The organism is Dyadobacter sp. CY261, assembly GCF_021440085.1.
GTDB lineage: Bacteria > Bacteroidota > Bacteroidia > Cytophagales > Spirosomataceae > Dyadobacter.
This window is the reverse complement of sequence record NZ_JAKCPW010000044.1, coordinates 1-9,255: the sequence shown is the minus strand read 5'-3', so window position 1 is coordinate 9,255 and position 9,255 is coordinate 1. Positions and strand designations below refer to the sequence as shown.

The following is a 9,255-nucleotide window of genomic DNA, read 5'->3' as shown; positions in this document are numbered from 1 at the left end:
TGTAACGACTTTCTGGAACTAATCGATGAGCCAAATGTGACTTTTTGAAGGATCAGAAATGACTGCAATTGTAGCGAATGTTATGAACCATCACATTTAATTAGTTATTTTCCGATTTTGTCTACTCTTTGTCCACTGTCGTTTTTAGGTTTTGATCGGTGACTATTGGAATCTTTACGGGATTTTAATACCAACCTCTCTCAACGCCCGTGAAAAAAATCTTACCTCCTTCAAAAAGTGTGTCCCTGCTATTTTCGGCAACGTTACGCACCAAGTCGACATTATTGCTTTTGTTGCTACCTATCCTATTTTCATCCGCGGCATTTGCCAGGATACGGTATGTGAAGGCTAATTCGCCAAACTTTACTTCCGGTGAATCCTGGAGCGAGGCCAGTAATGATCTTCAATATATGATCGATCTCAGCAACGCTGGTGATCAGGTATGGGTTACAGGTGGAACGTACCATAGGAATCCAGGTAACGCATATCAATTAAAATCAGGTGTAAGTGTCTATGGAGGGTTCGCAGGCAATGAAAAAGAACTATGGGAGCGAAACCTGTTGGTCACTGCAAATAAAAGTGTGTTGTTGGGGAATGGCAATTCAGTTATTACTAATGTCAACATCTCGGGAGCCCTGCTGAATGGGTTTACCATAACGGGTGGGCATAACGACCTCTTTGGCGGAGGGATAATAATCTCGCTATCCTCTGTGACCATTACCAATTGTATAATCGCCGGAAATTCCGTTGGTAATGGGGATAATTCTTTTAGATCTGCTGCGGGTATATCCATTGACAAGGCTTCAAGGCTCTGGCTTATTAATTGTGTGATCAGTGGCCATGCATCAGGCCTCGCCCCTGCTATTGCGAGTTCTGGCGTGGCAGATCTTTATAATTGCACAATTAGTGGAAATTTTGTACGTGATACAGGAAGAGGGGTAGTTGTAAACTTAGGAGGAGGAGCATTTAGGGCCCGAAATACCATCATTTATGGAAATCATGGAGCTAGTATAGAAAATCAAAACACGCAACCATCCAGCGTGACTTTGGAGTACAGTCTGGTTGAGGGAGTTACGGGAACGGAAAATGGAAACTTACCTGGCATGACAAATCCGCTTTTTATGACCCAACTCGTGCCAAGTGAGACTCCTTCGACTGATGGCGATTACCGCCTGCAAAGCTGCAGCCCGGCACGCAACAGGGGCAGCTTTAGTAAATATGAAGAGCAAAAACTTGAAACAGGTTTTTATTCCAGGACTGATTTGGGAGGATGGGAGCGCTCGTTTGCCGGCGCTGTGGATATGGGTGCTTATGAAGAGCTAACGAACAATAGCCCAAGCAAAGAAGGGATCATTTATGTAAAACCAGGGGCAGGAGGTACCGGCGAAAGCTGGACGTGCGCGATAGGCGACTTGCAGCAAGCCATTGATATGTCAGTCAATGGCGACCAGATATGGGTAGCTGGCGGCACTTACATACCGGTATATCCGGCCAATAGCCGGGACCACAATGTGCAATCCGACAACCGGGACAATGCCTTTGTGCTGCGGGATGGCGTAAAGCTTTATGGGGGTTTTGAAGGTACTGAAACTTCACTGGCCAGCCGGTCTGTCAGTCCCAGCCGCCCCAGTATTTTGAACGGGGATTTAACGGGCGATGACAACGACTCAAAGAATATGGGCGATAATGCTTACCACGTTGTCGTCCTGGCGGGCGGCTCGGCCATCCTCGATGGTTTTACGATATCGGGTGGGAACGCGAATGGGGATGGCTCACTCAACATTACGGGTGAAACCAATGGGTTACTTCTGGAAAGAAGCAAAGGTGGTGGCATATTTGTATACTCCGATGGGGTGAGTTCGTTTAGCAACCTGGTTATAGCGGGTAATAATGCAAAAGAGGGGGGAGGTATCTCATTACGAAGCACAAAGGCCCTGACTATCATAAGTTCGAGGATCACAGGCAATACGGCATCGGTGGAAGGCGGAGGTATGTATATTTATGCCGTCGCGCCCGTCCTGATTAATTTGACGATCAGTGCCAATGTAGCTCCCAAAGGAGGGGGTATAGCGCTGGAACAAGTGGGGGTCTTCCAGACATTCCGTAACAGTGTTGTGTATCGTAATTCGGGCGGAAGTGTCTATTTGGGCAACCAGAGTACTGGGTTTAAGCCTCAATATAGTCTGGTAGAGGATTATACTGCTTCAAATGACCATAGTCTTCCTGGTAGCGCGCAGCCTCTGTTTATAAATCCTCTCTCCCCAGGCCTGAGCACAAAGGGAGATTATCAATTGTTGCCATGCAGCCCGTTGATCAATAGTGGAAACAACCAATATTTATCTGAACCATACCAAAGCCTCCACACCGAATATGACAAGGACATAACCGGTAACAATCGTTTCTTCTATAGCATAGATATCGGAGCGTATGAATTTACAAGCTCTTATCCGCCTCATGTAGGACGAGGCAGCTTAACTGCGGAAGATTCATTAGTTTGTTCAGACAGTTTTGTGCCTCTGAAGTTTACAGCTAAGTATGGTCCGGACCAATTCTTCACATTAACGATTAACGATATTACTTATACAGATGTGGTTAGCGGTATCCCGTTCCTTTCTAAATCTGCCATCACCAACACCACCACATTTAAGCTTAATTCTATTGGTGTTATGGGTGACTGTCCTGCCACCAGTGACATTGTCGAATCGTCGGCGACAGTGACCGTCGGAAGCTTTCAAGCCAGCCTGACGGGCAGTACTATATGTCCGGGAGGTAACGGGAGTTTGACATTATCCGTAACAGAAAGCGACACGCTGACCGCCGTCATAAACGGGATAACCTACGATAACCTGCTCAGTGGCATACCATTCGAGGTAGGGAATACCATTGATGAATATACATTGTCTTCTGTCACATGGGCGAACGGCTGTACACGCACTGAAAATTTCACCCAAAGTTCCGCGTTCGTTACGGTAAGGCAGCCGATTGTACATTACGTAAAGCAGGGCGGTAAGGGCGACGGGCTGAGCTGGGCCACGGCCAGCGGTGATCTGCAGGCAATCCTCAATGAGGTCTGTGTGGCAGATACCGTTTTTGTAGCAGCCGGTATCTACAAACCCAGCGGTGTACCCAGCTTTGTGTCAACAAACGATCCGAGGGATTTTACTTTTCTGCTCATCAATGGAGTGAAAATGTATGGCGGCTTTGCGGGGACGGAAACGAATATTAACCAGCGGGTCAGGGGCAATGTCACCACACTCAGCGGGAATATCGACAATGACGATGATCAGAGCGATGATTCCTACCACGTGGTCCTTTCAGTGGGGGACAATACCAATGCGGTCTTTGACGGTTTCACAGTAACTGGCGGGAAAGCGGAGGGTGAAGGATCATTGTCGGTCGGGTCTGTATCGGTTTCCAGAAATGATGGTGGGGGAATGTCCGTTATGGGCAATGCCCCGAAGATCAGTAATGTTATTTTTAGTTCAAATATTGCCCGCCGCGGAGGAGGCTTGTCTGTGGAATCGGGCACTGCTGCCATTACCAATGCAAACTTTACAAACAACAAGACCTATGGGGATGTGGGCGGAGGGATTTTCCTGGATGCCGGTTCGTCAACGGTACTTACCAATTGTGTAGTTGATCATAACACTGCAGGAGGCAATGGCGGCGGGATTTCTAGTTACGCTGCGACGATTACTTTATCCAATTGCATCGTCAGCAACAATATGGGAGAAGAAGGCGGCGGCATGTTTTTATTGCTCAGCACAGCGGATCTCGTCAATTCCACAATCATTTCAAATAATAATAATAGTGGGGAAACCGGTGGCGTGTTTGCTAAGAACTCTGCATTTAAGGCAAGGAACAGTGTTTTCTGGCGAAATAATATGGCCGAGATTTCCGTAGATATTGAACCAGGCGCTTCCGGGACCGATGATGTGGGCTACTCGCTGGTGGACGGAGGGTATTTGGGGGAAAGTATTGTAAATGCGGCCCCGGGATTTGTAGATGCTTCTAATCCTGCCGGTCCCGACGGGATCTGGCGGACCGGCGATGACGGTTTGCAGATTAATTGCGACAGTCCGGCAGCGGAAGCCGGCACAGGCGACACGCCAGCGTTGGATATCCTCGGGATAAAAAGGGCCAACCGCCTGGACCTGGGTGCCTATGAAGCTCCCAGCAGCGGAATAACAAGCACAAACACCAGCCTGACGCTGGAACAAGCGCCCAACAGCATTGTGACCTATGGTGATTGCGCCAACCAGGTTGCAACCATCGATGGGGACGGACCTGCTTATAATCTCAGCGGAGAGGTGACGGCCAAAGTGTGGGTGGAAAGCAATCAGCCAGTCCAATACCTCAAACGTCATTATCAGATCACCCCTGTCGAGAACAGGGAAACCGCTACAGCCAAAGTAACGCTTTATTTTACCCAACAGGATTTTACAGATTTCAATACCCAAACCCCCGCACCTGCGTTGAAACTGCCCCTGAACGGAGAAGATGCAGAAAACTACAAAGCCAACCTGCGGATCGAGAAACGCGACGGTACCGGCGATGACAACGGTACACCCGGATCCTATACGGGCACATCGGTTACCATCAAACCTTCGGAAGCCAATGGAAAAGTGGAATGGAACGCAGGTGCCAATCGCTGGGAAGTCAGTTTTGACGTGACAGGTTTCAGCGGGTTCTTCATAAAAACCATAGAGTCTGCATTGCCGCTTCGTCTGATCAGTTTCACCGCACTTAAAGAAGAAGAAGGCAATTTGCTCCGATGGAGCACGGCAAGTGAAGTAAACACTGGCAATTTTGAAATTCAGAGCAGTACCGATGCGAAAAGTTTTAAAAAGGTAGCCTTGGTCGGTGCCGGTGGCAGCGGTGACCACCAATACAGCTATTATGACTATGCGACATATAACGGCACCATCTATTACCGGTTAAAAATGTCGGATTTGGACAGGACTTTTACTTTCAGCAGGATTATTTCGCTTGGCAGTGACGGTAGTGCCACCAACATTTATCCCAATCCGGCAGCAGATGCGGTTACTTTCGAAGTGAGTAGTGCGCTGCTGAACAGCACAGTCATTTTGTATGACCTTATGGGACGAAAGTTGCAAAGTATAGTTATCACCACCAACCCGCAACAGGTCAATATAGGTTCTCTGACGAGTGGGTTTTATACTTTAAGATTTGCAAATGGGGCATCAGGGCGGTTTGTGAAAGAATGAGATATACAGAGGCACGATGGGGCATTTGATTTTATTGATGGCATTGTATCCACTGCTATGGATGGTAGTCCGATCCTGTTTACAGCTAACGGTACAGTCAGCTCGAAGAATCCGCCTTCGGATGCCTACGAGGTAAATGGCAATTGTAGCAAAATGGCTGGGTTTATTATTTGCGATCAAATCACATGGAACCTTTTACCTTGGGAAGCATCAGCAATCCATTACCGGTGACATTAATAAGTTTTAAGGGTGAAACAGCAAGAGCCAATACCAACCACCTCAATTTGTCTGCTCCCGTTGTTAAGTTTTTCAAATGGAATGGGTGTACTTTGTAATATCTTCCATAAGCCTTCTCTCAAACTTATATAAAACAATTTCACTATCGCGGTGATCGATGACGAATTCTCCGCTTTTAGATATCTGACTTTATAAGAGGCAACGTTTTTCAAAGTTCCAAAAGGGCAAAAAAAGGTGAACCGGAGTCGAACAAAAAGATGTCTTTGAGCACTGGAGACGCAGGTTCTTGATGGCCAGAAATGAAAAAAGAGGGTGTCTCATATACAAAGTGAGGCACCCTCTTTTTTTGATTCAGGATCACAGCCAATTGGCACTTTGATTTTGTATGATCGATTCTAATAAGGTTTGCTAGTGGCTAGAAGCTTAAACAACCTTTCTAGGCTGCCTTTTTCCTGATATTTTGTGCAATTGCAATCAACCCCCACTCGATTTCGACCTTTTGCCGGCCACGGAGCATGAACCTGCGGAAGCTATGGTTGTGTTTTATGTTACCGAAGACGGGCTCGACATCGAAGCACCGCTTCTTTCGTTTCTTTATCCCTTCGTCACTTCTAAGTAACTGGTCTGCCTGCTGCTTTTGCCTTCCCAAATTCACATTAACCTGGATAATCCGGTTGCCTTTCGATTTGTGGCAAGCACCGTTTAAGGGGCACCTGACGCAATTACTGGCATTGTACATCCGGGCACTCTGGAAATTTAAGTACTAAAATTCAACTTTGGCTAACGCCTGGGATACCTCCCATAATTTCAAAGAAACGTTTATATCTAATGCTTGTGCTGGTATTTTCGCGATAGATGGAAACCCTCGGGTCTCACTCATTTTATTTGGACCGTAATACAAACCTCCTTTAGCGTCCGGAGAAGTGGCTGCATATAATGTTGGCAAGGCTCCTTGTGCAGATGGCTGGAACAAAAACGGGAGAAAAGTTCTCGCAATTCCTGCGGCGCTCCATCGCCCTGCACCGGTGATAAGTAAATTTGTTCTGGAAACACCTGGATGTGCAGCCATACTCATGATGCCCCAACCGTGCTTTTCACTTTGTCGCTGAAGCTCTAAGGCAAACATTAGGTTCGCAAGTTTTGCCTGACTGTATGCTTTCCCCGGAGCATACGAAGATTTTGACTGAAGGTCATCAAAATTGATTATTCCTTCACGATTTGCTATACTCGAAACGGTAATAACACGAGCACTTTGCGATTTGCGTAATAAAGGCAGAAGTTGTGCTGTTAGTGCAAAGTGACCAATATGGTTTGTGCCGAACTGTAACTCAAAACCATTGGCAGTTTCCAGTCGTTTTGGGGGCGTCATTACGCCAGCGTTATTGATTAGAAGGTCGATGGCTTGTCCTTTTAATATCATCTTCGACGCGAAGGCTTTGATTGAAGATAAATCTGCAAGGTCCATTTTTTCAAAACTCACTTTTGCCTTCGGGTTAATCTCATGAATCTTAGCAATTGATTCAGCCCCTTTTTCAGCAATACGCCCCATCATGATCACATTCCATCCTGATGATGATAAAGCCAGTGCATCTTCATATCCTATACCTTCTGTACTACCCGTAATTACAGCTAAACCATTGTTTCTTTGAGGAATATTAGCTGCTGTCCAATTTTTAATTTCGTTCTGCATTTTAATTGATTTTGTTAATGCAAAGTTCTGAAACAGTAAAAAACCGGATGTAGCCAAAAGTCGTAATATTGTAGTAGAAAGGGAGGGTGAGAAGATGTATTGTTATTGAAGTATGGATATTCCGGAGCAAGGAGAGCCCTGTTCCGGTAACCTGAGCCAGTGATTCCGGCAACATAAGCCACCGGCAAAAGAGGGTTGGCCGCTAGTATTCCAGCAAACAGAGCCAGTTAGTCCGACTGACATTCCGGCATATCGAGCCACTTGAATGTTAGATTCCGGCAAACAGAGCCACCCCACATTGGTATTGAATGCTAGATTAAAAGATTTTACGGCACCGGCCGCCGCTGAAACGACCACAAGGCGTCACAGGTGACTTACATCAATATCTACGCAGTTAGAAACATTTTATATTGCTTCTGTTTAACCAGCCCATTAAGTTTAAAGCTATTAATTTCCAGGAAGTGGTAGAATACAATTGACCTCCTAAATATTAAACAGATGTCACTTTCTTAGAAGTCGGAAGACAGCATTCGCTAAGAAAGTGATTGAGTTATGGCGAGTAAAAGATGGGGTGTAAAAAAAGAAATATGTTCTTGGATGTCGGAAAAAAGTAAAAGGCACAGCAAAACTCACCCTTTCGACTACAAGCTTAAGCCTTTTGGCTACATATGTTTTGCAATGGCTATGGATCTTTGCAATATCAAAATATGAGACAAATGGAATTAAGAAATAGCACTGTCCTGGTCACAGGCTGCACAAGCGGAATCGGTTTGGAATAGTAAAACAACTGACCCAGTAGGGAGCAAATATCATTGGTACGGACGATGATGGACTTTGACAAGATGGTAGGTGTTGCAACCAAGGGTCTTTTGAAAGATCAGCCAGAGCATAAACCAACGATGATCAGCGTGATCAAATTTACAAAGGCGGCTTGTTCCAAACGTATTGCTGAAATTTGAGCATCAGGATTTATAAAATCAAAACGCTAAAAAAACATAGTCTAAAATGAACGGATTGTTTTTTGTCAGTAATCTGTAAAACCTTTGAATTGATGACATTGTAATATGGAAAACACGAAACCTTATAGAATAGAATCCATTACGGAAATCCATCGCCTGATGGGCCTGGAAAAACCATACCATCCGCTAATCGGGATTCTTGATTTAGCCGGACTAAAAAATGATACGGGGCTCGATGCTGTCGTATTTGACTTGTATGTCGTCTCCATGAAAAGGGGATGTGACAAACTATTTTATGGACAGCAGAAATACGATTTTGACGAAGGGTTGATGGCCTTCATGTCTCCCGGGCAGGTTTTGCGTGGTGAAGAGAATGGTGTGCCGCACAAACTCGAAGGCTGGATGCTCTTTATCCACCCGGATTTCTTATGGAATACCTCGCTCGCTAAAAAAATCAAGCAATACGAGTACTTTGGTTATTCAACTAATGAAGCCTTATTTCTTTCTGACCACGAGGAAACCCTGGTCAACGGCATTATTGCCAACATCAAAAACGAATACAAATCCAACATCGACAAGTTCAGTCAGGATGTGATCATCGCGCAACTGGAACTGCTGCTGACCTACGGGCAACGTTTTTATGAACGTCAGTTCATCACCAGAAAAATAACCAACAGCAGAATTTTGGAGCGAATGGAAGCGGTATTGACCGAATATTTTAATGATGATGACCTGGTGTCAAAGGGATTACCTACGGTTAAACACGTTGCGGAGAAACTTAATGTTTCAGCTAAATACTTAGGCAGTTTAGTCAAGCAATTAACCGGGCAGACTACCCAGCAACATATCCACGAAAAGCTGGTAGAGAAGGCAAAAGAGAAATTATCCACGACCGAATTATCAGTAAGCGAAGTTGCCTATGAACTGGGCTTTGAACATTCGCAATCGTTCAATAAGCTCTTTAAGGCAAAGACAAAACAAAGCCCGCTGGAATTCAGGCAATCCTTTAACTGACTTGTGGGTCGGGCTGCATTGCTAGCATGCCGTTGTGTTATCCCCTTTTGGGTGATCAATTGCTGAATAGAGCTTATCCCGTTTGTTTAAACTCATTCGGTGTTAAAAAGCCAAGTGCTTGATGTGG

General features: G+C 45.5%; 4 protein-coding genes. 2 read left to right on the top strand and 2 right to left on the bottom strand.

The genetic code is table 11. From position 1 onward, the window contains the following. Positions 1-209 precede the first annotated feature (209 nt). Entirely contained in the window at positions 210-5,228 is a 5,019-nt protein-coding gene (locus tag LZD49_RS35935; RefSeq protein WP_234673281.1) for a right-handed parallel beta-helix repeat-containing protein, read from the top strand. Between the two features lie 673 nt (positions 5,229-5,901). Here the strand turns inward: LZD49_RS35935 and LZD49_RS35110 are convergent. Continuing rightward, positions 5,902-6,204, bottom strand: a complete 303-nt coding sequence (locus tag LZD49_RS35110) for a transposase (protein ID WP_409021386.1) — start codon at positions 6,202-6,204, stop codon at positions 5,902-5,904. Positions 6,205-6,228: 24 nt separating this feature from the next. Then, complete coding sequence (locus tag LZD49_RS35105) at positions 6,229-7,155, bottom strand: SDR family oxidoreductase (protein WP_234673279.1); 927 nt, start codon at positions 7,153-7,155, stop codon at positions 6,229-6,231. Positions 7,156-8,219: 1,064 nt separating this feature from the next. Here LZD49_RS35105 and LZD49_RS35100 point away from each other — a divergent pair. Beyond that, a complete protein-coding gene (locus LZD49_RS35100; RefSeq protein ID WP_234673277.1) occupies positions 8,220-9,128 on the top strand; it encodes an AraC family transcriptional regulator in 909 nt (302 codons plus the stop codon). The last annotated feature ends 127 nt before the right edge of the window (positions 9,129-9,255 follow it).

Coding starts and splice junctions, on each gene's coding strand:
- LZD49_RS35110 (WP_409021386.1), bottom strand. CDS start 6,204: ATGTACAATGCCAGTAATTGCGTCAGGTGCCCCTTAAACGGTGCTTGC.
- LZD49_RS35105 (WP_234673279.1), bottom strand. CDS start 7,155: ATGCAGAACGAAATTAAAAATTGGACAGCAGCTAATATTCCTCAAAGA.
- LZD49_RS35100 (WP_234673277.1), top strand. CDS start 8,220: ATGGAAAACACGAAACCTTATAGAATAGAATCCATTACGGAAATCCAT.